Consider the following 26,676-nt stretch of genomic DNA (forward strand, 5'->3'; position numbering starts at 1 on the left):
TAAAGCAAACTATTAAATTTTTTGTCATAATTATGAAATGTATTGAAATAAAAAAACTCGTAAAGCACAATACCTTACGAGTTTCAAAATTAAATTAAAATCAAAAGTTCTACCTCATCCTACTTCGCCAAAACAGGGGCATAAATTTCATTTACTTTTTCTACAACATAATCAATTTCTTCAATCGTGTTGTATTTGCTAAATGAAAAACGAACTGAAGGACGAGATGGGTCATTTTGAAGAGCCGTCAAAACGTGTGAACCAATTTCTGAACCACTAGAACACGCACTTCCACCCGATGCCGAAATTCCTTGAATATCCAAATTGAATAAAAGCATATCGCCCATATCTGATTTTGGAAACTGAACACTCAATACTTTTGGAAGTCCTGTTTCAAGGTTTCCAGATTCTCCATTAAAATTAACATCTTCGCCAAAAATACCTCTTAATTTCTCTATCATTCTGCTTTTTAGAGAAAGAATATGTTTTGTGTGAGCTTCTCTTTCTGAAAAAGAAATTTCTAATGCTTTTGCCAGTCCTACAATTCCAGCTACATTTTCTGTTCCTCCTCTCATGTTGCGTTCTTGCGCTCCTCCTGTTTGAAATGGACAAAAACCTGCATCGTGGCGAATATATAAAAATCCAATTCCCTTTGCTCCGTGAAACTTATGTGCCGAACCGACTAGATAATGAATAGGCAATTCTTGCAAATCCATTGGATAATATCCCATCGTCTGAACGGTATCAGAATGAAACATAGCATTGTGTTTTTCACAAATTTCTCCAGTTTGCTTCAAGTCTAGGATTGTTCCTATTTCGTTGTTTCCGTGCATGAGTGAAACTAAAGAGCGTTCGTTTTTGCTCAAAAGCTCTTCTAAATGATTCAAATCAACATTTCCTTTTCTATCAATATTTACTAGGCTTACCTTTACTTCTCCTCGTTTTTCCAATTCCTCAATCGTATGCAAAACAGCATGATGCTCCAGAGGCGAAGTAATAATGTGCTTTAAATTATGCGAACGAACAGCACAACGGATAGTAGTATTATCAGCTTCCGTTCCTCCAGAAGTAAAAAATATTTCGGCTGGCGAAGTATTCAAAAGACTAGCAACAGTCTTTCGTGCTTTTTCAACAGCAGATTTTACAATTCTACCAGTAGAGTGCGTAGAAGAAGGATTGCCAAAGTGTTCTGTCAAAAATGGCATCATTTCATCTAAAACAGCTTTATCTAACTGTGTAGTGGCTGCATTGTCTAAATAAATACGAGAGGAAGAAGAATTTGACATAAATGGTATATGGATTTAGTATGAACAGCATTGTTTTCCAAACTATAAGGGTTTTAATTTAAGAATATCTTTCCCAGCTGTTCAATATATTAAATGTGTTTTTGGTAAATGTTAAGTTGTTGATTATGAATTATTTAACCAACAATTAAAGTTTACAAAGGTACATAGATTTTATAAAAAACTCAATTTTGAAATTCTTTTTTTGTAGCAATAGTTCTTTTATTACTCTTTGTTAGCCAAACCAAAAATGTAATCAAGCCAATCAAAAAACACGTTCCAAACCAAAAAAAGAGATTATATCTATCTGTATAAATTCGGTAAGAAGCTGTAAAAACAAATAAAATCAGTCCTGTTATTTGCCAAATAGTATCATACTCTAACCTTTCTGAGTTATCTTGAATTACTGGCTGATTGAAAAATATTCTAAGACTATTCCACTCCCAAAGAATAAGCATTGTATTTGCTAAAAGCATAAGTCCAGTAATAAAAGGTGTTCCTCCAAACTCATACGAAAGAGTAATTATAAAAACATTGAGAATAATTGGATAAAAAAGAGCTGCACCCAACTTAGAATAGCGTTGAGTCATCAAGAAAAAACCTGCTAAAAGCTGACCAAAACCCAAAAATTGCCAATACAAACCAGATTGATACATCGTTTCAAAAAAATGCCAAGCCGAATCAATCGGCATATCTGCACCACTATTTCTAACAAATCGATGTCCTTTTATTTTTACCAGACTAGCAAAAACAAACGCTCCTCCTATGAAATAACGAGTATAAATAATGAAGATTTGTAGCCATTTTAATTCTTTAATTTTTAGAAGGAAATCCACTTTTTTGGGTTTTTATTGTAAATATAAAATCACCTCATCTCCTTTTCTAAGACGCAATTGTTTTTCTGCATTTTGTTCGGGCATAAAAATTTCTACTCTTCCAAAAGAACCATTGATAAGATTAGGCAATCTGTCGTTTCCTTCTAAGAAATAATTACAAAACTTTGCATTTTGTTCTAACACTCGCCCATATTTTATGCCTTTTCTAGCTCTAAGATTGGTAAGTGCATTTCCGTATTTATCAAAAGAGAGTATTTCTCCTGTTACTGTTTTTTCTTCCTCGTTGTAGGTACTGAATGGATAATTGAGATACCAATCGTACTGAATTTCTTCTCCCATATTTTCCATCGAAATTCCATTGGCAAGATGTGCAGCTATGGGCGCAAAAATATCTCTTCCGTGAAAACTATTGGCATCACTTTCAAGCATATAAGTTTTATTTGTAATCTCCACACATTGTTCTATATCTTCAATGGCTGTAATCAAATCTAAAACACCATTATGAGGAGCAACAAAATAATAACCTCCACTTTTGACGATAATCGGCTGCCTATCACTTCCCACCCCAGGGTCAATGACACACAAAAAAATTGTTCCTTTTGGAAAATAACTATAATGTGCTTCTAATAGCAATGCACCACGCAAAATATCATAATCTGGAACAGAATGCGCTAAATCTATTAAATTTACATGAGGAGAAAGCGATTTTATAACGCCCTTCATAACGCCAACAAAACCATCTTGATAACCAAAATCAGTAAGTAAAACAATATTCATATTTAATCCTTTTGCTTGCATTTTATTTTTGTGATTTTTACTGCAAAATGAAAAAGCAATATACGTAAAGATTATGTTTTATGTCTTGCACTATCTCAAATTTATTTCTTATTTTAATAAGCACAAAAACCTTTTTATAGATTAAAATCTTTTTAGAAATTTGATTATCAATGTTTTATTCCTAATTTTCTATTCTAACAATCAAATACGTAAAAAATAACTTATCTCACTTACCTTACTCAAGAACTTAGCATCAGAATGGAAAATACAGTTCAAGCTTTCTTGAAAAATGAACACCTTCAACGCAGCAAAAATATTACTTATCTAGTATATTTTTTATTTATCTCCATGACATTGAGCTTTCTACCTGATATTTATTTGGGATTATGGGATAACTTATGGTATTGGTTTATAATTGTCTTTTATTTGTCTAGTGTTATTATCATTAAAAAATACTTTGGTACAGAATATTCTGCCCATTGGTTTTTAATCGGCTTCAATTTGACAGTATTTTACTTTTCTAGTGCTATTGGAAGAAATAGTAATCTACATTTATTATTTTTCGTTATTATCCTTCTAATTCCTTCCGTTCTCAATGTTCGTTCTAAGCGATATGTTATTTTTCATACCATCTTACCTTTATTGCTTGTATTGATTCTGGTCTTGCTTGATTTTAACATTTTTCCTCGTTATGCTCAAATCAATCCGTATTATGAAAATATCTTTGGAAAAGTGAATATGATTTTACTTTTCATTGTCCTCCCTGTTGTCGTCTGGATTTTGGTAAGGTCATATCAAAATATATTCAATCAGCTTTTAGAATCAGAGAAAGTATTGATTAATAAGAATACAGAACTCTCCAAAACCAATAAAGAATTAGATAACTTTGTGTATAGTGTCAGCCACGATTTACGTGCGCCTATTTCCTCTGTCTTGGGATTGATTGCTATTTCCAAATTAGAAAAAGACCCTCAACAGCTTATTCATTACGAAAACCTAAAAGAAAAAAGTCTTTTAAAACTAGATTCTTTCATCAAAGATATTTTAGACTTTTCTCGTAATTCTCGTATCGAAATAAAGCCTCAAAAAATAAACTGGCAAGACTACCTGACCGAGCTAACAAAAGAGTTTGAATATTTGCCAGAAGCAAAGGATATCGAAGTAGAAATAAATATAAAACAAGAAGTAGATTTTTATGCAGATAAATATCGTACAGGAATTGTTTTTAACAATATAATCTCCAATGCTTTTCGCTACTCTGACAAGCAAAAAGAATTTCGCTTTATCAAAATCTTTGGAAATACATATAAAGAAAAAGTTTGTATTACTATTCAAGATAATGGAATAGGAATAAAAGAAGAACATCAAAAGAAAATATTTGATATGTTTTATAGAGCCAGCGAAGATAGCAAAGGCTCTGGATTGGGACTTTATATCTTGAAAGAAACATTAGAAAAGATAAATGGATGGGTCAAGGTAGAGTCAGAAGTAGGTAAAGGTTCTCTTTTTTATATAGAAATTCCGAATCTGAAATAAATCAATTTTAAATTATTAAATAATTTATCGACTTTTGTAATACTAGAAATTTACAACACAAAAAAACACCTCAAAACCTCATGAGCATTACCAAAATCACAAAAGTTCTCATCGCCAATCGTGGAGAAATTACGCTTCGCATTATTCGTTCTTGTAAAGAAATGGGTATCAAAACGGTAGCTGTTTTTAGTGAAGCTGATAGATTAGCTCCTCATGTTCGTGCTGCTGATGAGGCTATTTGTGTAGGTGCGCCACCTTCGGCTGAGTCGTATTTGCGTGGAGACAAAATTATTGAAGCAGCCAAAACAACAGGCGCACAGGCTATTCATCCAGGTTATGGATTTTTGTCAGAAAATGCAGACTTTGCTCGTAAAGTAAAAGAAGCAGGACTTATTTTTATTGCCCCTTCGCCAGAAGCGATTGAGGTAATGGGAAGTAAATTGGCCGCCAAAAACGCTGTTTCAGAATATGATATTCCAATGGTACCAGGAATTAATCATGCTGTTGAGGATATTGCAGAAGCCAAAAAAGAAGCTGCCCAAATTGGCTATCCAATTTTGGTAAAAGCAAGTGCTGGAGGTGGAGGAAAAGGAATGCGTGTAGTAGAAAAAGAAGAAGAGTTTGAAGAGCAAATGAAACGTGCTGTTAGTGAAGCGCAATCAGCTTTTGGAGATGGTGCTGTTTTTATTGAAAAATATATTGGTTCGCCACGTCATATCGAAATTCAGATTTTGGGAGATACTCACGGAAATATCTTGTATCTTTTCGAAAGAGAATGTTCAGTTCAGCGTCGTCATCAAAAAGTAGTAGAAGAAGCTCCTTCGGCTGTCGTGGATGACAAAATGCGTAAGGCAATGGGAGAGGCTGCCGTAAATGTAGCTAGAGCTTGTAATTACTACGGCGCAGGAACGGTAGAGTTTATTGTAGATGAAGAGTTGAATTTTTATTTCTTAGAAATGAATACTCGTTTGCAGGTAGAACACCCAATTACAGAACAGATTACAGGAATCGATTTAGTAAAAGAACAAATCAAAATTGCAGAAGGACGAGAAATTTCTTTCAAACAAGAAGATTTAAAAATTAATGGTCATTCTATCGAAGTTCGTGTCTATGCTGAAGACCCAGTAAATAACTTTTTACCAAATGTGGGAAAAGTAGTGGAGTATGACACTCCAAAAGGCTTGGGAGTACGTGTAGATGATGGTTTTGAGCAGGGAATGGAAGTGCCTATTTTTTATGATTCAATGATTGCCAAACTCATTACTTTTGGAAAAGATAGAGAAGAAGCGATGGACAGAATGATAAGAGCAATAGACGAATACAAAATTTCTGGAATACAAACGACTTTACCTTTCTGTAAGTTTGTAATGAAACATGAGGCTTTCAGAAGTGGTAATTTTAGTACAAAATTCGTAGAAAATCATTTCAAGCCTGAATATTTAGAAGCAGAGACTTCAAAAGAAGAAGAAGAAATTGCTGTGGCAATCGTAAGTCAGCTTTTGGAAAATGGAAAAAAGAAAAGTATAGCTGTTTCTGATTCTACTGAAAAAAACAATTCTAGTGGAATGAGTGATTGGAGAAAAAAACGTAGTATTTCCTAAGATAAAGGATTAAATTCAGAGACTTTTTTTATAGCAAAAAACCATTTCTAAACTAAGAAAATTAGTTTGGAAATGGTTTTTTTTTAAGCAATTAATTCTAAGATTATTAAGACTCATCACATTCTTCTGTAACATCCTCAAATAAAGATTCAAATTGATTATAAAACTTTTCATTCTCATCATTTTGAATGACTGAATTGACACAATTCCACCAACCATAAGTTAAGAGTTGCGTAGTTGCATATTCTATAGCTTGAGGTGTTTTAGCATCTTGTTCAAAATTATCTAATGAAGACTGTGGATAAGACCCACTTCTTACTCTTTCTTCTATCATTTCTCTACATACTTGTACTGTATTTTCATTTTGTGCTATAATAGCATCAGCATATTTTTGACAATCCAATGGAGAATATTCCAATACTTTTGGATTTTGATAAGCCTCAATAGCTCTCTTCTTGAAACGATATTCTATTTCTAGCTCTTCTATTTTTCTCCTCTGTATAGTCATATATTTAATTGGAATTTTTACTGACCAAAGATATGCTGTTTTTTCATTGTGTTCTTTATCTAAATCTCCTAAACTCAAAGTATTAATTTTTTCATAATCAGAAACTGTAACAGGAGTTTGTAAAATTACTCCCATTGTACTAATATCAAACAAGTTTTTAATTTCCTCTCTTTTGTATTTTGTAGTATCATAAGTTCCCTTGTAATCACACAACCCATAATGCCAACTAAAAACACCTTTTGGGTCTGTATTAATATCTGTTTCAACAACTGTACTTTTTGTAGTATCAATATTAGAAACTTTTTCTGAAGTAACAGTTTGATTAGTACAAGAAAAAATTAGTGATAAAAGAAATAATGAAACACTAAATTTTAGAGTAAAATACTTTTTCATGATATATACTTTTTTGATAGAAAACTACTATTCGATAACTGACTGAAAAACAACCTCTAACATACGTGTACGAGTTCCTTTTCTTATTAATTTCTTGTTGGTCTCATCTGGATAAGTTCGGTTAGATAAAAATATAAAAACGATTCCTTTGTCTGCGTCTGCCCAAGCAGCCGTTCCTGTAAAACCTGTATGTCCAAAAGTATTTTCAGAAGCATAAATAGTAGCAGGGATTTTCTTGCCTTTTACTGATTTATCAAAGCCTAAACCTCTTCTTCCTCCGTTTATTTGCCTTTTAGTAAACTCATCAACTACTTTTTTATCAAAGTATTGAACACCTCCATAATTTCCACCTTGAAGGAAAGTTTGCATCAAAATAGCTACATCATTAGCATTAGCAAATATTCCTGCGTGTCCACTCACTCCTCCCAAAATAGCTGTTGAATAATCATGAACAATACCACGTACCTCATCTTTGCGAAAGAGATTATCTACTGAGCTAGGTACAATCTGACTTGGGTTATGCTTATAAAGTGGATGATAACTTGCTGTTGAGAGACCTAATGGATTATAAAAACTATTTTCTACCAAGTAATCCAATGAAGTACCTGAAACCCTTGCTACTAACTGATTGAGTATATAAAAACCTCTATCACTATATCTATAACTGTACGAACCGTCGGCACGTTTGTTTCTCATAGGAGAATCTACTACCCAATGCCACATACTATCCTTTATACCAGCTTTTGCATATAAATTTGATGTGATTTCTTCGCAATATTCTTCATCACAATGGTTGTTATAAAATTTTGCATAATTCTCTTCTTCTGAAAAAGTTTCAAACCAACCAGGCATGTTGCTTGTATATCCTCCTCTGTGCATCAGAATCTGACGAGCCGTAACCCTTCCCTGCTCCGTACTGTCTAATTCAGTCAGATAAGTAGAAATAGGAACATCTAAATCAATTTTCTTTTCATTTACAAGCTTTATCATCGCAGGAGCAGTCGCTAATATTTTCGTCAGAGAAGCCAAATCATAAATAGATTCATTTTCTACTTTTTGCTTTTTATCATACTTAAAATGTCCATACGATTTTTGAAAAACAACCGTTGAATCTTTTATAACAACAACCTGACAACCAGGGGTTGCTTTATATTTTATTGCTTCATTTGCTAACCAATCAATTCTATGATTCATGTATTCAGAGTTCATTCCACTTCCTTCTGGATAATCTGAATACCTTAACCTTTCTAGCTCTTTGGTTGTAAATCCATCACCTTCTTTTATCTTTTCTCCTGCCGAAACTGGAACACGAGCTTGTGTCTTAACTGCACCAAACAAAACTTGTGGAACAGCTTTTTGCATAGTTTCATTTTCTACATAAGCAGCTACAAGGTGCTTTTGGTCTTCAAATTTTTCTAAACTATAAGCGTGACCAAAATCTACAACAACAACATTTTTACCTACATCTTGTAATTCTTTGACAAATTTTTGCGTTGCTGCCGAAATCCCAAAGGTCTTACTAACAGAAAACTGATTGACACCAAAAACACCTACAATAATCGTATTTTTGTTAGATAATTTTGCTTTTGCAGATGATAAGGCAGAAGTAGAAACAGAAGGAATAATAACATGCTCAAAAGATGCATAATTAGAAAGCATTTTTTGAAAGGCATTTCCCTCTTTTTCATTTATTACAACACAGCCAAAAGAAAGCGTATCTAACTTTTGAAAAGGAATTAAGTTGTTTTCATTTCTGACAATTGTAACGGCTTTTTGATGTAGTTTTTCATTCAAAACATTTGCCTTTGCATTATTCAAATCTTCATCCAGTCCTTTTAATTCTATTGGTTTGAAATCGTTTAAGCCTACAAAATATTTTGCTCTCAATACTTTTTTTACTCGTTCTTCAATTTCTGCCTCTGATATTTTTCCTTCTTCTACTGCCTTTTTAATAAGTGCAATTCCTTTTGGAATACTTGCAGGATAAAGTAATACATCATTTCCTGCTAAAATAGCTTGTACGTTTCCTTCATCTGGTGTAAAATTAGCTGATAAACCTTTCATATTCATAGCATCAGTAAAAATCAAACCATCAAAACCTAATTCTTCTTTGAGTAAATCTGTAACTACATTTTTTGAAAGCGTTGTGGGAATATTTTCTGTACTATCATACGCAGGAACATTCAGATGTGCCACCATTACTGACAAAACAGAATCAGCAAAAAGACGTTTGAAAGGATATAATTCAAGTTCAGAAAGGCGTTTTTTGTCGTGCGTAAGTTGTGGAAGTGTATAATGTGAATCTGAATCTGTGTCACCATGACCGGGGAAATGTTTGGCAGTTGCTATGATTCCTCCGTCTTGCATTCCGTTGGTATAAGCGATTCCATTTTTGGCAACTCTATATTTATTTTCTCCAAAAGAGCGAGTACCGATAACAGGGTTTTTTGGGTTGCTATTAACATCAATAACTGGCGCAAAATTGACATGAACACCTAAGCGCAAACACTGACGAGCCACTTCTTTTCCCAAATCATAAACGGCAAGTGAATCATTCATTGCTCCCAAAACCATCTGACGAGGATAACTGATTGTATTTTTTAGGCGCATTCCTAATCCCCATTCGGCATCCATTGCAATCAAGAGAGGAATATTTGCTTTTGCTTGATAACGGTTGGTAAGTTCAGCTTGTTTTTGTGGCGTTCCTTGAAAAAATATCAGTCCACCAATCTTGTATTTTGTGATAAAATTATCAATTTCCTTATAATGACTTTCATTTCTATTAGAGTAAGCAGCAATCATAAAAAGCTGTGCTATTTTCTGTTCTAAATCCAACTTAGAGAGTTCTTGATTAACCCATTTTTCTTGTTTTTGCCATTTTATTTGGTCTATTCGCTGCTTTTCTTCTGCTACTGCTTTGGCAATTGTTTGTGTGCTTGTGGTGTTTTGTGCAACAAGAGGAACTATAAAAAAAGAAACTAAAAACCCTGTAAGAATAGAAACTTTGACTTTAAAATTATTTTTTATCATTATTATTTTTGAATGGTTTTATCACTTATAATTTTCACTAAAAGACAAAAGAAATAAGTAATTGCTGGTTGAAAATAGAGAGGAAATAAAGGAAATTAATTAAGTAAAAATAATTCAATAATTATTCCGAAATAAAAGTAGATAAATCTATTAGAACTTGAAAGAAAAATTGTAAGTAACTATAAATTATTGGTTAGTTAATGAGGATTTTGTTTTTTCAGAAAGTTACTTTTTTTCAAACACTAAGACAATTTGTTTGTTAATAAATTAGAATTACAGACGTTTATTGGTAATAACTATAAACAGTTATATCAATAATAAACTATTTTTTAACCTTAATTTTTTTAACTTAATATGAAAACTTCAATTTTCTCTTCATTAGCCGTTGCCTCTATTTTATTTTGTGGAATCTCCTTAGATGCAAATGCACAACGTAATGAAAACCCATATAAAGATGTAGATGCTGTTGTGACAGTAGATGCTGATAACGTATATGATCCTGCACTAGATACAAGAGGTGATATGCTCTATACATATGGTCGTCCGTCGTATGATTTTAATTATTTTGTAAATAATAAAGTAACTAAAATAAGCTCTCCTCTGCGTATTGAGAACGCAGAAAAGATGACTCCAATGGAAGTATCTGTAGATATGTTTAATAAATACTTTGATATTATAAATCAGAATGGAGAGCACATTTTTATAACACCAGAAGAGCCAAATGCAGAGCTTCATTTGATTGGTAAATTAGGAGGAACGCCTAAAGGTGTTCACGCTCTAGTATTTTATGCAAAAGATGGAAACATTTATGAATATGCCAAAATAGTTACTTTTGATGAGTATGGAAACCCAATTGATCACCAAAATGTATATTATGATATTACTGCTGGAAATAATGGAAAACAGCAGGCTCGTAAACAAGTGTGTGAACTAAATGAAGAAAATAAATTTACTTGTTTGGAATATGAAGATAAAGACGGAGAACTTGTACAATCCAAAACAGAAGGTAGAATGTACGAAATTATGGCAGATGGAAACATCGAAACTACCTTTAAAGTAGATGCTAATGAGTAATTTTTTTAATCACTAAAGAAATACAAAACGTCATTTTATTAAAAATAGAATGACGTTTTTTTATTGCCTTATTTTTTACAACTTAGTCTTCTACGTTTGCAAAGCAAAACCCACAAATTGCCTTTGGATAAAAGTAAGTAGATTTTTGTGGCATTGTAAAGCCAGATTTACACACTTCTTTTACTTCTGGCATCGTAACAGCATTAGTAATGAGAGCTAAAGAAGCTTCTCCTTTTATAACTTTGGTTACGCATTCTGTAAAATTTCTTTCAAACTGAATCGCTGTGCTTTTGCGCTGGTCTCTTCCTTTTATTCCTATTATTTTCTCAATGAAAAAATAATGAAGAACAGTAAGGTCAAGATTCTTGACAGCATCAGGAAATTTCCAAGCTAGACTTTCCCACTTTTCAGGTTTTAAACGAATTTTGTAAGCTGTTTCTGAAAAAATAAGTCCAAAAACCCATTTTTTACCCCAAATCATTTCATTCAAATCAGAAGCATTTTCTACCTGCTTCACTTCAAAATCTTCTTCTAATTTTTTCAAAACTTGTTCTTCATCAATTTCTAAATCTGTCAGAAGCCTGTGTGTAGGCAAAATACGTAAGTCATTGGAGTTTGAATTAGTCAAATACATCAAATGAAAATTATAAAGTTCATCTCCTGTATGATTTGGGTTATTTTCTTTACACCTCTGACGATATACCATAGAACTCTCATATCTATGATGACCATCTGCTAAAATAATTGTCTTGTCTTCTAAATTTTGTATAAATTTTTCTACTATTTTAGGTTCATCTATTTTAGCAAAAACTTCTCTTACACCTTGATAATCTTCTGTTTCATAAATAGGATTTTTGATGGCTTCGTCCATATATTTTTCTAGCTCAAACTTATTATCTCCATATAATCCGTGGGTCGGACTAACATTTAAGCCTGTTTTTTCTAGCAATTCTATCCTATCATTTACAGCAGCAGGAATGGTATTTTCGTGTCTAAGAATAATATTTTCTTTCCAATCATATGCTTTTATGAGCGTAACAAAACCTTTTCGACAATATTCTCTTTTTTTAGAAATACGTGAGGGAAGCGAAAAGTATTGATAATAAACATAAATCGTTGGTTTTTCATCTTGCTGAATTATGCCATCTGCTATCCACTTTTCAAGTGTTTTTTTGGCATCATCTGCTGGTGTTTTTCCTAAAGGAACTGATAAATGAATACTATTAAGAGGGTTTTGATAGAGTTTGTCTCGCTGTTTTTGAGAAACTACATCAAAAAGAGGAGAAGTAAAATCTTGAATCTGATTAGTAAGAGAAGGGTTATATCTCCAAGCACGAAAAGGATGAATTTCTGCCATAGGTTGAATTATGAAATTAGATTTCAGAAGTTGAGAATTAATGAAATATAGAAATAAATTAAAAATAGAATTACACCACTTCTAAAATAGTACGAAAAGCAATTACTTTATTTCCAAATTTCTTTAGGTGGTCTTGTTGTAATTTAGGTGCAAATTCTTGTTGATATTTTTCCAAATCTTCTAACGACTGACAAAAATATTGAACAGCATACGTTGTTCCCTCTTCTTCTGGAAGCTTAGAAAGCAGTTTTAATATCTTGTTTTCACTAAACATTCCTGTCTTCATCACATCTGGAATATGTTCTTCTTTCATCCATTTAATCCAATTATCATGAATGGCATCTTCTACATTGACGGTAACATTGTATAAAATCATCTCAAAAAGCTCGTTATAATGTTTGTACTTTTATAAAAAAACAAAGGTACTCATTTCTGAACTTAATTATTGAATGAAAACAGTATTATAATTTTCATCAGTTATTGGTGTAACATTCGCTAAAATACCAAGTGATGAGAATAAAAAATATCCTTTCATTTCTATTCAATGAAAGGATATTTACAGATTTAACTTCGCTAAAAAATCTTTATTTCTCTATTTTAATATTTACCTCATCTCCATTAGCTCTTTGAGATTTTTTCGTTTTGATAGCTTCTTCTTCTGCTCCAATAGAAAGTAAATAATTCTTAACCACTTCTAATTGTTTTTCACTTGTGCTTTCTAAAAAAATTGTATGTCCCAATCTTGAATATTTAGCAGCAATTTCTAATTCTTCTTTATTTTTCTGAATTGCTATTTCATTTTTTTGACCAATTTTGATAGGAGATATTCTTGGAGTAGTTGGTTTTTCAGAAGAATACCAGCCTACAACCTCCGTTTTATCTTCTTCTTTTTCAACTTTTGTCTCTGTTTTTTCTGTATTACTTTTTGAGTTGGCTATTTCTTCTATATCATTTTTTGAGGAAGCAGAAAGCACTACATCTTCTTCTTGTGTTTTTGCGTTGTTTTTTGCTTGTCTTTCCTCTTTCAATCTTTGTTGCTCTGCTTTTACCATACGCTCTTCTTCCCATCTACGCAACTGTTTTTTTGATACTTTTATCTGTTTTACTTTTGTTTTTCCTATCTCATCACAACTGAAAGGTTTGCGCTGAAAAGCCGTACTGTTTTTAGACTTTCTTCGAAATTTATTTTTTCTTTTAAATCTTCTAGTAAAAAAATTTCCTGTCTTTGTTGTTTGTGCCTCCACCTTTGGTGTTTCGATAATAGGCATTGCCACCAAAAGAACAAGAAAAAATAACAGAAAGCGAACTATTTTCTTAGCGTAAAATGTATAAGTAAAAAATTGTTTCATGATTAAAGGTCTTTTAAATATTCTTTTCAGAGTTTTTTAGTTTGAATAATTTTGATTTGTATTTTACCACATTCAAACCATTTATCTTACTAACGATATTACTTACCAAGTAGTATATCAAACTACTTAAAGATAACAAAAAATTTACATTTTACCGTAAAAAAGAATACGTTTATCGAAATAAACCAAAACTTTACCGAAATAAAATAGAATTTATCTCTCATAACAACGTATTTACAAAAAAAATACTTGTGCTTATCTTTGTCTCTTTTTTATCTAAAAATTACACTTCTCACACGTTCCACTTAATAAAAATTCGGCTTCTTCTACTTTATAACCCTGTGGTAAATGTAAATCAGGTAATTGAATTTGAGATAAGCAATATACATTTTCGCATTTCTGACACTTAAAATGAACGTGATTTTCTTTGTGTTGATGCTCCTCACAGTTGCTTTCACAGAGTGCATATTTTGTCTGCCCACTCATATCAGGAACTTTATGCAAAATTCCTTTTTCTTCAAAGGCTGTAAGCGTTCGGTAAATAGTAACTCTATCAAACTCTTCTCCTACAAACTCTTCAATATTTTGATGCGAAAGAGCTGTTTGAGTATTCAAAAATGATTCTAAGATAGCCATTCGACAAGGCGTTTTGCGAAGGTCATGCTTTTTCAGAAATTCAGTAGGTGGAGGGAAATTGTGCATAAAGGTAAAGTTTGGAAGTCAGGATTGAAGGACTAGAAACATATAATAATTAATAACAGAAATATCACAAAAATACATAAGGTCAAGTTATTTTCTTGCAATAAGAAAAGGCTTTTTGATAGAAAAAACGCATCTTTGTAGAATAAACAGGTTAAGCAATTCTGATTTTAATAAAACGAAATACATTAGATTTAGTTTTTGAATAAGAATTGCAATAAAAATCAAAAAACATTCACTTTTTTAATCAAGTAACATGAAATTTTTCGTAGATACAGCCAACCTTCAAGACATTAAAGAATGCCAAGATTTAGGAATTTTAGATGGTGTAACCACTAATCCTTCGCTTATGGCAAAGGTAGGAATTACAGGAAAAGATGCTATTTATAGTCATTACAAGGCTATTTGTGATATTGTAGATGATAATGTAAGTGCTGAAGTTATTGGTACAGACTACAAAGATATTATTAGAGAAGGCGAAGAACTTGCCGAGATTGACCCTAAAATTGTAGTGAAAGTTCCGATGATAAAAGACGGTGTTCGTGCCATCAAATATTTTTCAGATAAGGGAATACGTACTAACTGTACGCTCATTTTTTCGGCTGGACAAGCTATTTTGGCAGCAAAAGCAGGTGCAACTTATGTTTCTCCTTTCATTGGTCGTTTAGATGATGTTGGTTCTGACGGAATGGAGCTTATCGAACAACTAGTAGATATTTTTGGAAATTATGGATTTGATACAGAAATTTTAGCAGCTTCGGTTCGTCATACAATGCACCTTTTGCAATGTGCAGAAGTTGGTGCTGATGTAGTTACGTGTCCTTCAAATGTAATTATGGGGCTTCTCAATCACCCACTTACAGACAAAGGATTAGCAAAATTCTTGGAAGATGCTAAGAGTTTGAATCTTTAAAAAAGCAATTATTAGTGATTAATGGTTAGTGATTAACTAGAAAATGACTTTCCATTAATCACTTATAACTAATCATTAATCACTAAAATTTATGTTTGGACTCATTGGCAAAAAACTTTCTCATTCTTTTTCTAAAAAATATTTTACAGAGAAATTTCAAAGACTGAATCTTTCTGCAAAAGACGGTTATGTTTATGAGCTTTTTGAGCTAAAAAAAATAGAAGATTTTGAAATTTTAATCAAAGAAAACCCTAGTTTGAGGGGACTTAATGTAACCATTCCTTATAAAAAATCTATAATTCCGTTTTTGGATAAACTTGCCCCAACAGCAGAGAAAATTGGTGCAGTAAATACTATCAAAATAGAAAAAGATGGAACAAAGACAGGCTACAATACAGATTATATTGGGTTTAAGAATAGCTTAGAAGCTTTTTTGAACTTAAAACCAAATGTTGGCTTCAAAGAAAAAGCCTTGATTTTGGGAACAGGTGGAGCAGCTCAAGCCGTAAAAGTTGCCTTAGATGATTTGAATATTACGTTTGATTTTGCCTCTTCTTCGATAAAAGAAATTCAAGATAATGCTCATTATAAAATTCTTCCTTATTCAGAAATTGATGTTGCCAATTACAAATTAATTATCAATACAACACCTTTGGGAATGTATCCAAACATTGATACTTTTCCTCCTCTTTCTGATGAAAATTATTCAAAAATTGATGAGAGTTATTTTCTATACGATTTGGTTTATAATCCAAAAGAAACTGCTTTTTTGAAAAAAGGAAAAGAAAAAGGAGCAAAAATAATCCATGGTTTAGAAATGTTACACGGACAAGCTGAAGCTGCTGCTGACATTTGGGAGATTAGAAAATAGGGTTTGGGATTTGGGCAATAGCATTTAATTCTAATTTCTAAAATCTAACTTCTAAATTTATTTAAAACCTCTCTCACACTTCCATACTTCAATAATAACTCTTTCGCTTTTTCTTCTGAAATTTCTAATTCTTCTCTAAGAAAGCGTGTCCCTCTTTCGATTAGTTTTTGGTTAGAAAGCTGCATATCCACCATTTTATTTCCTTTTACTCTGCCAAGCTGTATCATTACTGAAGTAGAAATCATATTCAAAACTAATTTTTGGGCTGTTCCTGCCTTCATGCGTGTACTTCCTGTTACAAACTCTGCTCCCACAATTACTTCAATAGGAAGCTGACTTGCCTTTGCTACTTCTGAACCTGCATTACAGACAATACAGCCTGTCAAAAGTCCATTTTGATTTGCTTTTTCTAATCCTCCAATTACATAAGGCGTTCTGCCTGAAGCTGCGATTCCGATAAGTGTATCATTTTTGGTAGGGTTATATTCTGATAAATCTTTCCAAGCCTGTTTTTTATCATCTTCGGCAAACTCTACAGCTTTTCTAATGGCAGCGTCTCCACCAGCGATCAGCCCAACAACTAAATCGTGAGAAACCCCAAAAGTAGGAGGACATTCAGAAGCATCAACAATTCCTAACCGTCCACTTGTACCTGCACCAATATAAAATAGCCTTCCTCCAGCTTTCATTCGTTTTACAATTTCTGTTACTAATTTTTCTATATCTTGAATTACTTTTTTAATAGCAAAGGCAACTTTTTGGTCTTCTGCATTGATATTAGTTAATAATTCTTTGACAGGCATTTTTTCTAAGTCGGAATATAGAGAATTAGATTCGGTAGTGGTCATATTAGTTTTAAATTGAAGTGATTATTTTTTGTATTCTTTACTTATTTGAGAAAGCAAAATAGCAGGTAAGACACTTATCAGAATAATTAGAAGTGCAGGTAGAGCAGACTGAGCTACAAATTCTTGGTCAGCAAGTTCATACGCTTTAGTTGCTAAAGTATCGTAATTAAAAGGGCGCAAAATAAGTGTCAGAGGTAATTCTTTACTCACATCCACAAAAACCAAAAGCAAAGCCGTTAGCATAGCTGGGCGAAGAAGTGGCAAAGTTATCTTAAAAAATGTCTGCGTAGAATTTTTGCCTAACATTCTTGAAGCAGATTCTAATGAGTTTCCAATCTTGATTAACTGACTTTCAATGGGTTGAGAACCAACAGCCAAAAAACGAACCGAATATGCATAAATCAAAGAAACAACAGTTCCAGAAACAACTAAACCGATTTTTATATCAAAATTATCTAATAAAAAAGAATACAGTTTTTTATCAATCCAAAGAAAAACACCTAGAACTCCCACGGCAATCACAGCCCCTGGAACGGCATAACCCATTGTAACTATTCGACTAATAGATTTTTGAAAGAGTAATGAAAACGGATAATTTTTGATGGAATTAAATTTAAAACCTTTGTCATTTTTGGTATTCCCACCAACGACACTCAAACTATTAATTCGTTTTTGAGAAAGTCCTAATAAAATAGCAATAACTACCACCACAAAAGCACTCAAAAAAGCCAAAGTAACAGTATGAGAAGCTAAGTTATAAATCTCTTTATTCAGAACTTCGCCTGTTCCTTTGTCTTGAAACTCTTTTATTGTCCAAAAAATAAGTTGTAAAACAGGAAAAGCAAAAGCAAAGCAAAAAATCAGACCACAGAAACAAAAAGCTAAAATTTGCTGTAAAAAGCCAAGTTTTTTTCGTGGCATTTGAGCCGTATTTTTATCATCTGAAAAAGCCATTCTACCACGCTGATTTTTTTCCAAAATCACTAAAAAAATAATTATCCCCAAAAGACACAATGCCAATCGTAAAGCAGCTTTTACATCACCAAATTTTGCCCAAGCACTAAAAATTCCTGTCGTAAAAGTCTGTATTCCATAATATTTGAATGTTCCATATTCGTTCAAAACCTCCATCATTACAAGTAAAAGTCCACCAAAAATAAACGGACGTGCAAGTGGCAATACAATCTTAAAAAAAGTCTGAAAAGAAGATTTACCCAACATCTTAGAAGCCTCCCAAACACTTCCTAGTTGGTTTGAAAATGCCGTTCGGCTAACTGCATACACATACGGATACAAAGCCAAAGACAAAATAAAAATCCCTCCAAAATCTGACATAATTTGTACAGAAGGTAAATTGTTTTCTCTCAAAAAAATTCCTACTCCACCTGTATATGAAAGTGTGGCAGCATAAGTATAAGCCAAAATATAAGCAGGAATGGCAAGGGGTAAAACTAAAGACCACTCAAAAAATTTGCGTCCAAAAAAATCCGTTGTAGAAACGAGCCAAGCCGTCGGAACACCAAAAAAAAGAACTCCCAAACTCACACCAAAAAGCATTTTCAATGAACCCAAAGCATAATCTGCCAAAAGATTTTTAGCAATGTGATTCCAAGCTGTACTACTTTCTCCATCAAAGGCTGTAAAAAGATATAAAATCGGCATACTCCACACCAAAAGTAGCCCAATTACTAAAAAATAAGACAAGAAAGAAGAAAAAATCGATTTTATTTTAGACATTTAGATAAAATTCAATACTTTTTGCTAATTTTGTGAGCATAATAATTTACTTTGCAAAGATAAAGAACTATTACGAAGCATTCTAAACTTCTTTATTTTGTTTGTCAAATTAAATTCAAAATTTTGTATTTTAGCAAAAAGAATCTTTCCAAAACTAGCTGTTGTTTGTACCCCACAAATGATAAGTTTAATAAAAAATACTATGCTCAAACATTTGCTTATCGATAATTACGCATTGATAGAACATTTAGAAATTCAGCCTGACTTCAACCTAAATGTTATCACAGGCGAAACAGGTGCAGGAAAATCTATTTTGCGTGGTGCATTAGGACTTTTAGCAGGAAACCGAGCAGATACAAAAGTGCTTCTCAATCCAGACGGAAAATGTGTCATCGAAGGAACTTTTGATATTTCGAATTATAACCTTCAAAAAGTTTTTGAGAAAGAAGATATAGAATACGATACTACTTGCATTATCCGTAGGCAAATTGCGCCAAATGGTCGTTCAAGGGCTTTTATTAATGATATGCCTGTGCCTTTGGATTCTTTGAAGAAAATTTCTGTTCGTTTGATGGATATTCACGCCCAGCATGATACGATGCAGCTTTTTTCGAATGATTATCAAAGAGATGTCTTGGATTTGTATGCCAACACAAAGACACTTTTAGAAATTTATGGACAAGAATATCGTCAATATAGGAAAATCATTAAGAAATATGAAGAGCTAAAAAATGAAGAAATTCGTCTTCGAAAAGAGTACGATTATAATATGCACCTTTTAGAAGAATTGGAAAAAGCAGATTTAGAAAAAATAAATAAAGAAGAATTAGAGCAAGAATTAGAACGATTAGAAAATGTAGATTTTATCCGAACTCAAATGTCTATTGCCTTCAATTCTTTATCAGATGAAGAATATTCGGCTGAAAACATTTTGAGAGAAGCTGTTCATGCACTTTCCAAAACGCAGTCTTTTTCAACTTCTTTTGAAGCACTTTATAATCGTCTGAATAGTGCAATGATAGAAATTCAAGACATTGCAAAGGAAATCGAAAGCGAATCAGAAGAACTTGTAACCGACGAAGAAACAGCAGGAGTTGTAAAACAGATTTTGAGTGCCTTATACCACTTAGAAACCAAACACAATGTACAAAGTAGCGAAGAATTGATAGTTATTCGTGATGAAATTTCTGATAAAGTACGAAAAGTAGAGAATTTTGATGATGATTTGAAAGACTTAAAAGAAGAAATTGCACGAAGCAAAGCCTATTTATCAGACTTAGCAAACCAACTTACAGAACAAAGAAAATCTGTTGTAGAAGAAACGCAAAATGAAATAAATTACCTTTTGGGTGAATTAGGAATGCCAAATGCTCGTTTTCAGATTGAAATCACGCCTATTCCTCTTAGTCCATCAGGTGCTGATTTGGTAGAATTTTGGTTTTCTGCAAATAAAGGAATTTCACCACAACCTCTAAAAGATGTTGCTTCTGGTGGAGAGTTTTCTCGTTTGATGTTGTGTATAAAGTACCGTTTGGCAAAACACATTTCGCTTCCTACACTTGTTTTTGATGAAATTGATACTGGTATTTCTGGAGAAATTGCTCTTAAAATGGGTAAAATTATTCAAGATATGTCCAAGACACACCAAATTCTGATTATTAGCCATTTGCCACAAGTTGCTTCTCAAGGAAGTTCTCATTATTTCATTTATAAAGACAATTCAGCAGAACGCACTGTCTCAAGAATCAAAAAACTTTCAAATGATGAAAGAGTAAAAGAAATTGCTCAAATGATTGGAGGTTCTACGCCAAGTACAAGTACGTATAATAGCGCAAAGGAGCTTTTGCAAGTGAAGTAAATGTATAATAGACTTCCTAGTCTGTTATTAAAATCTAAGCTAAAATGACCAAAAAAATATATACAAGAAACTTAAATCATTTACAATCTTTAATTGGGTTAAAAATTGAATCTGCTTTTCAAGAGCAATATTTTTTTGAAGGTAAATTAGATGAAGAATCATTAGGCACATTAAAACTTGAATTTAGTAATGGACAAGAATTAACTTTTGACTGTAACCAAAATGCCAAGTCTTTACATATTCAATTGGGTGAGTTTATAGATAAAACAAATTTCAAAACTGATTTTGACAATCAATATGAGTGGAAGATAAAAGAGTATCTGAGTAGTAAACAATTGCTAGAATTAGGGAAAATTAAAAAATGTTTTATTGAATTACTTTCAACAGAATATGATAATGGATTAATTCAAAGTGGTTGTAAATTAGAATTTGAAAATGGACACTATTTACAAATATGGATAATAGAATCTGATAATATATTTTATGGTCTAAATTCAAAGCCACCTTATTATGAGAATTTAAAAGTTGAATTGAAAGAAATCCCTATTTCTTTTTAAACTATTTCAAATAAAACTAACTTTACAGAAAAAATAAAATCTAGCATTGTCAGACGCTTTCATAGGTGTCAGACAATTTTAAAATATATAAACTGTAATGATAGATATTTCTCAAATTCCTTCGCCTTGTTTTGTTTTGGAAGAACGTCTTCTTCGCCGAAACTTAGAAATTTTGGATAGTGTACAGAAACGCACAGGGGCGCATATTATTTGTGCTTTAAAAGGCTTTTCGATGTTTAGTACATTTCCTTTGGTGCGCCAGTATTTACATGGCTGTACGTCTAGTTCACTTTATGAGGCTCGTTTGGCTTTTGAGGAATTTGGACAGGAAGTTCACGCCTATGCACCAGCTTATACCGAAAAAGAATTTGACGAAATTATGACGTATGTAAATCATATTAGTTTCAATTCGCTTTCACAATATGAGCGTTTTAAGAATAAATTAGCGCAAAATGAAGCCAAAACAGGTAAAAAAATATCAACAGGTCTGCGTATTAACCCAGAATATTCAGAAGTAGAAACCGATTTATACAATCCTTGTGTTCCAGGGTCTCGCTTCGGACTTACCTTTGATAAAATAGGCGAAAATCTTCCAGAAGGAATTGAAGGATTACATTTTCATACGCTTTGCGAACAAGGTTCGGATACGTTGGAGCGCACACTTATTCATGTAGAAGAAAAATTTGGGCATCTTTTGCACCAAGCAAAATGGCTCAATATGGGAGGTGGACATCATATCACTAGAAAAGATTATGATGTAGAGCTTTTAATAAAACTACTCAATAGAATAAAAGAAAAATATAATGTTCAAGTTATCCTAGAACCAGGGGAAGCTGTCGGTTGGCAAACAGGTTATTTGGTGGCTTCGGTTCAAGATGTAATGGATAGCAGAGGAATTGATGTCGCTATTTTAGATGTTTCTTTTACGGCTCACATGCCAGACTGCCTAGAAATGCCATACAAGCCTAAAATTTGGAATTCAGAAGATGCTACAACGAGTTCGAAGAGTGAAGGAAAACACGTTTATCGTTTTGGAGGCTCTACTTGTTTAGCAGGAGATTTTATTGGAATGGGAGATTATGCCTTTGAAAACGAACTAAAAATCAATGATAAAATCGTTTTTGATGATATGATTCATTACACAATGGTCAAAACTTCTACTTTTAACGGAGTTCCACATCCTAGTATCGGAATTTGGAAAGAAAGTAATGAATTTCAGTTAGTTAGAGAAATTGGCTATGAGATGTTTAAGAATAAGCTTTCTTGATTTAATTGAATAAAAAAAGACATTCTAAGCTCTTAGAATGTCTTTTTGTAAAAATTTGGAAGTGATTATTGACAACCACCAAAACCTTGAATAAGACTTACTGCAAGTTGAAGCTCTGCTTTTTCTTCATCTGTATAACAATCAGAATCAATACCAGCTTGTGCTGCTGCTAAGAATTCTTCACAGGCTGCAACAGACTCATCCTCATCATTTTGAGCAGCCTCTAACCTAGCTTTGATTTCAGTACAAGTAGGAGCAGCATCTTCTTCGTCTTTTTTACAAGAAGTAAGGGCAAATGAACATGCTAATGTAACTACTAAAGCCACTCTAGAAAAATCTTTAACTAATTTCATATTGAATATAAATTTTTATAATATTTAATAATACATTACTATTTTATAAGTAGTAATATGATTAATCAAAAGCCTAGTAAAATAAATAAGATTTTTGATTTTTTAGAAGAATTAATTTCTTCAACGCACGAAGGTAGTATATTTTCTATTATGTACAAAAAAAACTTTTATTATGGAATTAAATTACATCAAATATTTTTAATCTAATAGCTTTTTTCTTCCTATATAAGTAATCAAAAAATTATAAATTACGAATCAAAACACTCTAATTATTAGTATTTTGCACGATTTTGTAATATAAACTAAATATGCTTGATTGTTTTAAAAGTAATAAAAGCATATTAAGGCTTTTTTTGATAAAGAGTAAACTCTGAACTTTGAAGTTTACCTATAGATTTTGAGTAATTCAAACTTTTATACTTTTTTTATTCATTAAAATTGAGTTTTTTTGTAAGTTGTATAAAATTTTATAAAAATCTCCCTTCAGTATGAATAACTCATTACCAAAGACATTACGTTCTTCTTCTTTTTTGCCTACATTTTTTGCAGTCCTTTTTCTGTTTTCTACTTCACTTTTTGTGTCTTCCTGTAAGCCTACACAACAAACAGGAGACAATACAACAGTAAAAGACACAACAAATACAGCCAATGAATTTCTTGTTCCGATAGAAGAATCTGAAAATCAATTTAAAAAAGACATTCCAGAACCAATATGGAAACCAAAAAAAGGGAGTTATCATGCTACCAAAACAAAAGAATTTGATTTAATTCATACAAAACTCAGTATTACCCCAGATTGGGAAAAACAATGGGTATATTCAACAGCTACTCTGACTGTTCAACCCCATTTTTATAATCAAAACAAAATTGATTTAGATGCAAAAGGATTAGCCATCGAATCTATAAAGCTACTGGCAGGAAGCTCTAAAAACCAAACTACAAAGCCTTTACGTTGGGATTATGATGGAAAATGGCTGACTGTTCGTTTGGATAGAGAATATACAAGAGAAGAAAAAATAACAGTAGAAATAAATTACATCGCCAAACCAAACGAAGCCATTTGGACAAATAGTGTTCTTTCAGATATTGAAGAAGAAGGTTTTTTCTTTATCAATCCAGAAAGCAAAACAAAAGGAAAACCAAGACAAATTTGGACACAAGGCGAAACTTCAAATAATTCTATGTGGTTTCCAACTTTTGAAGCATCAAATTTTAGAGGAACACAAGAAGTTTTCATTACAGTAGCTGATTCTTTACAAACGCTTTCGAATGGAAGGCTTGTCTCTTCTCAGAAAAATGAAGACGGAACACGCACTGATTATTGGAAAATGGAAAAACCTCATGCTCCTTACTTGACAATGGTTGCAGTGGGAGAATTTGCTGTTATTGAAGATAAATGGAAAGATATTCCTTTGTATTATTATACCGAAAAATGGCACGCTCCGTATGCAAAAGATGTTTTTGGTAAAACGCCTGAAATGATGGAGTTTTACTCTACATATTTAGATTATCCTTATCCTTGGGAAAAATACGCTCAAATTATTGTTCGTGATTATACTTCTGGGGCAATGGAGAATACAAGTGCTTCTGTTTTTATGGAAGGACTTTTAGTAGATAAACGTTCTATTCAAGATCACGACTGGGAAGGAATTATTTCTCATGAACTTTTTCATCAATGGTTTGGAGATTTGATGACTGCCGAATCTTGGGCAAACCTTGCTATGAACGAATCTTTTGCAGATTATGGAGAATATCTTTGGTTGGAGCATAGCAAAGGAAAAAAAGAAGCTGATAAAAATATTGCCAACTCAAAATCAAGTTATTTCAGAGAATCACAAGCCAAAAGAGAGCCTATTATTCGTTATTTTTATACTAGTGAAGATGATATGTTTGATTCTCACTCTTACTCAAAAGGTTCGGTCGTTTTGAATATGTTGCGTTATCATATTGGAGATGAAGCATTTCAAGTTACACTTCAAAAGTATATAAAAGCAAATGCTTTTAAGGCAGTAGAGCTAGATAATTTGAGATTGATTGCAGAAGAAGTTACAGGAATGGATTTAACTTGGTTTTTTAATCAATGGTTTATGGAAGCAGGACATCCAGAACTAAATATTGAACAAAATTACCAAGATGGAACACTCAAAATGACTGTTTCTCAAACACAAGATTTACGTTACTCTCCTATTTATCGTCTGCCTTTGGAGGTTGATATTTGGGAAAATGGAAAAGCTACAAGACATAAATTCACACTAGACAAAGCAGAACAGATTTTTGAATTCAAAACAGAAAGCAAAACTACAAAACCTGAACTAGTAGTCTTTGACCCTTCTGGTTATCTTTTAGCTCAAAAAAATCAAGACGAAAAAACAGCACAAGAATGGCGTTTACAAGCAAAATATTATGAAAATTATATTCCAAAAATAACAGCTTTATATAATTTGGCAGGTTCGGTAACAAATGACACTACATTTAATTTATTAATGGAAGTAGCTACAACTAATGAATTTTCTTCATACAGAACACAAGCTATTCGCTCGTTGGGAGAATATAATGCTGAAAATTTAATGAATTTGGGAGCTTATGACAGCATAGAATATGAAACAAAAAGCAAAAAACTTGAAGCTCTATTAAAAGATATGGCAACTAACGATAAAGATAACCTAACTCGTGCCTCTGCTATTGATATAATTTCTCAATATGGAGCTTTCCCAATGCTATGGAAACAGACATTAAAAGATTCTTCATATTTTGTGATTAGTAATACAATGTATTCTCTGATGAATGCTTATGGTGCAGAAGCTCTCCCAACAGTAGAGCCTTTAGAAACTATTGAAGAGCGTCATGTCGTTTATGGGTTGGGAGAATTTTATTCACTTCTAGGTGTAGAAGGAAAATATGATTGGTATATAAATAACTTGAATAGAATTTCAGGAACAGAAATGAGCTATTTCCTCAATCATTTTACGCAATATCTCATCAATCAACCTAAAGAAATTCAGAAAAAAGGAATTGAGTATTTAGTGTATCAAGCCAAAACAAATTCATTTGTTCAAACTCGTAAAGATACCTATCAAGCACTTAGTGTTTTGAAAAATGCTCTTGATGAAGAAACAAAACTTGAACTAGAAATCGAACAGAAAATGGATGAAGTCAGAACTAATGAAAAAGACCGAAGAGTAGCCGAATTTCAACAAGCTCTAGGGTTTTAGTCAGTTATCAGTGAGCAGCAATCAGTTACCAGTTAATTTCATTTGAAATTATATTTCCCTTTAAACTCTCTTAACTTTGTGGTTCAAAAAAGTATTCTTATTTATTCAAAAACTATGAAATTCATCATTCCTATATTTATCTTATTTACCTGTTTTTCTTGCAATTCGCCTTCAAAGAGCCACGCAAGTACAGATGATTCTGTCTCTACAAATACAGAAACAAATCAGATGGAAAAAACAGAAACTAAAGACGAGCCTATAGAAATAGGAACAGACAAAGTCTTATTTAAAAGTTTCGGAACGGAACCTTTTTGGAGTGCCGAAGTTCGTAAAAGTGGAATCTTATTTTCAAAATATGGATTAGATTCTATAACTTTCAAATATGTAGAACCAAAAGAAGCCGAAGGAAGATTAATAGAATCACATCATACTTATTTTTTGGAAGACCAAGATGGAAAACAATCTCAACTAGTTGTGAAGAAAACCCAAGGGTGTGGCTGTTCGGATGGAATGTCAGACAAGGAATATGAATACCACACTTTTTTCTTGTATGATAATCAAATGTTTGAAGGCTGTGGGAGTTCAGTTACCAGTGAGGAGTAAGTAGTTACCAGTTA

22 protein-coding genes are annotated in these 26,676 nt (G+C 32.4%); 10 read left to right on the plus strand and 12 right to left on the minus strand.

Annotation, left to right across the window (positions count from 1 at the left end):
* Nucleotides 1–119: 119 nt before the first annotated feature.
* From WAF17_RS08945 to WAF17_RS08955, 3 genes are all read right to left on the minus strand, one after another.
* A complete protein-coding gene (locus WAF17_RS08945) occupies nucleotides 120–1,286 on the minus strand; it encodes a cysteine desulfurase family protein (RefSeq protein ID WP_338768991.1) in 1,167 nt (388 codons plus the stop codon).
* Between the two features lie 182 nt (nucleotides 1,287–1,468).
* Nucleotides 1,469–2,119 (minus strand): hypothetical protein, encoded by a 651-nt coding sequence (locus WAF17_RS08950; RefSeq protein ID WP_338768993.1) that lies wholly within the window; start codon nucleotides 2,117–2,119, stop codon nucleotides 1,469–1,471.
* A 12-nt stretch (nucleotides 2,120–2,131) separates the two neighbouring features.
* Entirely contained in the window at nucleotides 2,132–2,917 is a 786-nt protein-coding gene (locus WAF17_RS08955; protein WP_338768996.1) for an SAM-dependent chlorinase/fluorinase, read from the minus strand.
* A gap of 237 nt (nucleotides 2,918–3,154) precedes the next feature.
* Here WAF17_RS08955 and WAF17_RS08960 point away from each other — a divergent pair, with 237 nt between their 5' ends.
* The gene (locus tag WAF17_RS08960; RefSeq protein WP_338768998.1) at nucleotides 3,155–4,432 is read left to right on the plus strand and encodes a HAMP domain-containing sensor histidine kinase; all 1,278 of its coding nucleotides are present in this window, start codon (nucleotides 3,155–3,157) and stop codon (nucleotides 4,430–4,432) included.
* Between the two features lie 86 nt (nucleotides 4,433–4,518).
* A complete protein-coding gene (gene accC / locus WAF17_RS08965; protein WP_338770173.1) occupies nucleotides 4,519–6,033 on the plus strand; it encodes an acetyl-CoA carboxylase biotin carboxylase subunit in 1,515 nt (504 codons plus the stop codon).
* Nucleotides 6,034–6,139: 106 nt separating this feature from the next.
* Here the strand turns inward: accC and WAF17_RS08970 are convergent, their stop codons facing one another.
* The gene (locus WAF17_RS08970; RefSeq protein WP_338769000.1) at nucleotides 6,140–6,934 is read right to left on the minus strand and encodes a hypothetical protein; all 795 of its coding nucleotides are present in this window, start codon (nucleotides 6,932–6,934) and stop codon (nucleotides 6,140–6,142) included.
* Between the two features lie 27 nt (nucleotides 6,935–6,961).
* The gene (locus WAF17_RS08975; RefSeq protein WP_338769003.1) at nucleotides 6,962–9,964 is read right to left on the minus strand and encodes a glycoside hydrolase family 3 N-terminal domain-containing protein; all 3,003 of its coding nucleotides are present in this window, start codon (nucleotides 9,962–9,964) and stop codon (nucleotides 6,962–6,964) included.
* Nucleotides 9,965–10,318: 354 nt separating this feature from the next.
* Here WAF17_RS08975 and WAF17_RS08980 point away from each other — a divergent pair, with 354 nt between their 5' ends.
* Entirely contained in the window at nucleotides 10,319–11,038 is a 720-nt protein-coding gene (locus tag WAF17_RS08980; RefSeq protein ID WP_338769006.1) for a hypothetical protein, read from the plus strand.
* Between the two features lie 82 nt (nucleotides 11,039–11,120).
* Here the strand turns inward: WAF17_RS08980 and WAF17_RS08985 are convergent, their stop codons facing one another.
* From WAF17_RS08985 to WAF17_RS09000, 4 genes are all read right to left on the minus strand, one after another.
* Nucleotides 11,121–12,395 carry a DUF1015 domain-containing protein gene (locus tag WAF17_RS08985; protein ID WP_338769008.1) on the minus strand — a complete coding sequence of 425 codons (1,275 nt, stop codon included), beginning with the start codon at nucleotides 12,393–12,395 and terminating at the stop codon, nucleotides 11,121–11,123.
* A 70-nt stretch (nucleotides 12,396–12,465) separates the two neighbouring features.
* On the minus strand, nucleotides 12,466–12,771 hold the full coding sequence (locus WAF17_RS08990) for a DUF4286 family protein (RefSeq protein WP_338769010.1): 306 nt from the start codon (nucleotides 12,769–12,771) through the stop codon (nucleotides 12,466–12,468).
* 208 nt (nucleotides 12,772–12,979) lie between these two features.
* Nucleotides 12,980–13,744: a hypothetical protein gene (locus WAF17_RS08995; protein ID WP_338769012.1), complete on the minus strand. Its 765-nt coding sequence runs from the start codon at nucleotides 13,742–13,744 to the stop codon at nucleotides 12,980–12,982.
* Nucleotides 13,745–14,020: 276 nt separating this feature from the next.
* Nucleotides 14,021–14,446, minus strand: coding sequence for a transcriptional repressor (locus WAF17_RS09000; RefSeq protein ID WP_338769014.1), 426 nt, complete (start codon nucleotides 14,444–14,446; stop codon nucleotides 14,021–14,023).
* 253 nt (nucleotides 14,447–14,699) lie between these two features.
* Between WAF17_RS09000 and fsa the strand changes: the two genes are divergently transcribed.
* A complete protein-coding gene (gene fsa / locus WAF17_RS09005) occupies nucleotides 14,700–15,356 on the plus strand; it encodes a fructose-6-phosphate aldolase (protein ID WP_338769017.1) in 657 nt (218 codons plus the stop codon).
* A gap of 91 nt (nucleotides 15,357–15,447) precedes the next feature.
* The gene (locus WAF17_RS09010; RefSeq protein ID WP_338769020.1) at nucleotides 15,448–16,227 is read left to right on the plus strand and encodes a shikimate dehydrogenase; all 780 of its coding nucleotides are present in this window, start codon (nucleotides 15,448–15,450) and stop codon (nucleotides 16,225–16,227) included.
* Between the two features lie 44 nt (nucleotides 16,228–16,271).
* Here the strand turns inward: WAF17_RS09010 and murQ are convergent, their stop codons facing one another.
* Together murQ and WAF17_RS09020 are read right to left on the minus strand one after the other, a co-directional pair.
* Nucleotides 16,272–17,075, minus strand: a complete 804-nt coding sequence (murQ, locus tag WAF17_RS09015; protein ID WP_338769023.1) for an N-acetylmuramic acid 6-phosphate etherase — start codon at nucleotides 17,073–17,075, stop codon at nucleotides 16,272–16,274.
* Nucleotides 17,076–17,096: 21 nt separating this feature from the next.
* Complete coding sequence (locus WAF17_RS09020) at nucleotides 17,097–18,812, minus strand: iron ABC transporter permease (protein ID WP_338769025.1); 1,716 nt, start codon at nucleotides 18,810–18,812, stop codon at nucleotides 17,097–17,099.
* Between the two features lie 202 nt (nucleotides 18,813–19,014).
* Between WAF17_RS09020 and recN the strand changes: the two genes are divergently transcribed.
* The 3 genes from recN (at nucleotide 19,015) to nspC (ending at nucleotide 22,494) form a co-directional block, all read left to right on the plus strand.
* On the plus strand, nucleotides 19,015–20,670 hold the full coding sequence (gene recN / locus WAF17_RS09025) for a DNA repair protein RecN (protein ID WP_338769027.1): 1,656 nt from the start codon (nucleotides 19,015–19,017) through the stop codon (nucleotides 20,668–20,670).
* Between the two features lie 44 nt (nucleotides 20,671–20,714).
* Complete coding sequence (locus WAF17_RS09030) at nucleotides 20,715–21,227, plus strand: hypothetical protein (protein WP_338769030.1); 513 nt, start codon at nucleotides 20,715–20,717, stop codon at nucleotides 21,225–21,227.
* A 97-nt stretch (nucleotides 21,228–21,324) separates the two neighbouring features.
* Nucleotides 21,325–22,494 carry a carboxynorspermidine decarboxylase gene (nspC, locus tag WAF17_RS09035; protein ID WP_338769032.1) on the plus strand — a complete coding sequence of 390 codons (1,170 nt, stop codon included), beginning with the start codon at nucleotides 21,325–21,327 and terminating at the stop codon, nucleotides 22,492–22,494.
* A 65-nt stretch (nucleotides 22,495–22,559) separates the two neighbouring features.
* On the opposite strand, the gene WAF17_RS09040 is transcribed toward nspC, so the two are convergent.
* A complete protein-coding gene (locus WAF17_RS09040) occupies nucleotides 22,560–22,847 on the minus strand; it encodes a hypothetical protein (protein WP_338769033.1) in 288 nt (95 codons plus the stop codon).
* Between the two features lie 488 nt (nucleotides 22,848–23,335).
* On the opposite strand from WAF17_RS09040, the gene WAF17_RS09045 reads away from it, so the two are divergent.
* Nucleotides 23,336–26,059 carry a M1 family metallopeptidase gene (locus WAF17_RS09045; protein WP_338769035.1) on the plus strand — a complete coding sequence of 908 codons (2,724 nt, stop codon included), beginning with the start codon at nucleotides 23,336–23,338 and terminating at the stop codon, nucleotides 26,057–26,059.
* Between the two features lie 114 nt (nucleotides 26,060–26,173).
* On the plus strand, nucleotides 26,174–26,662 hold the full coding sequence (locus WAF17_RS09050) for a hypothetical protein (protein WP_338769037.1): 489 nt from the start codon (nucleotides 26,174–26,176) through the stop codon (nucleotides 26,660–26,662).
* Nucleotides 26,663–26,676: the final 14 nt, after the last annotated feature.

This window comes from Bernardetia sp. ABR2-2B, from assembly GCF_037126435.1.
Taxonomy (GTDB): domain Bacteria; phylum Bacteroidota; class Bacteroidia; order Cytophagales; family Bernardetiaceae; genus Bernardetia.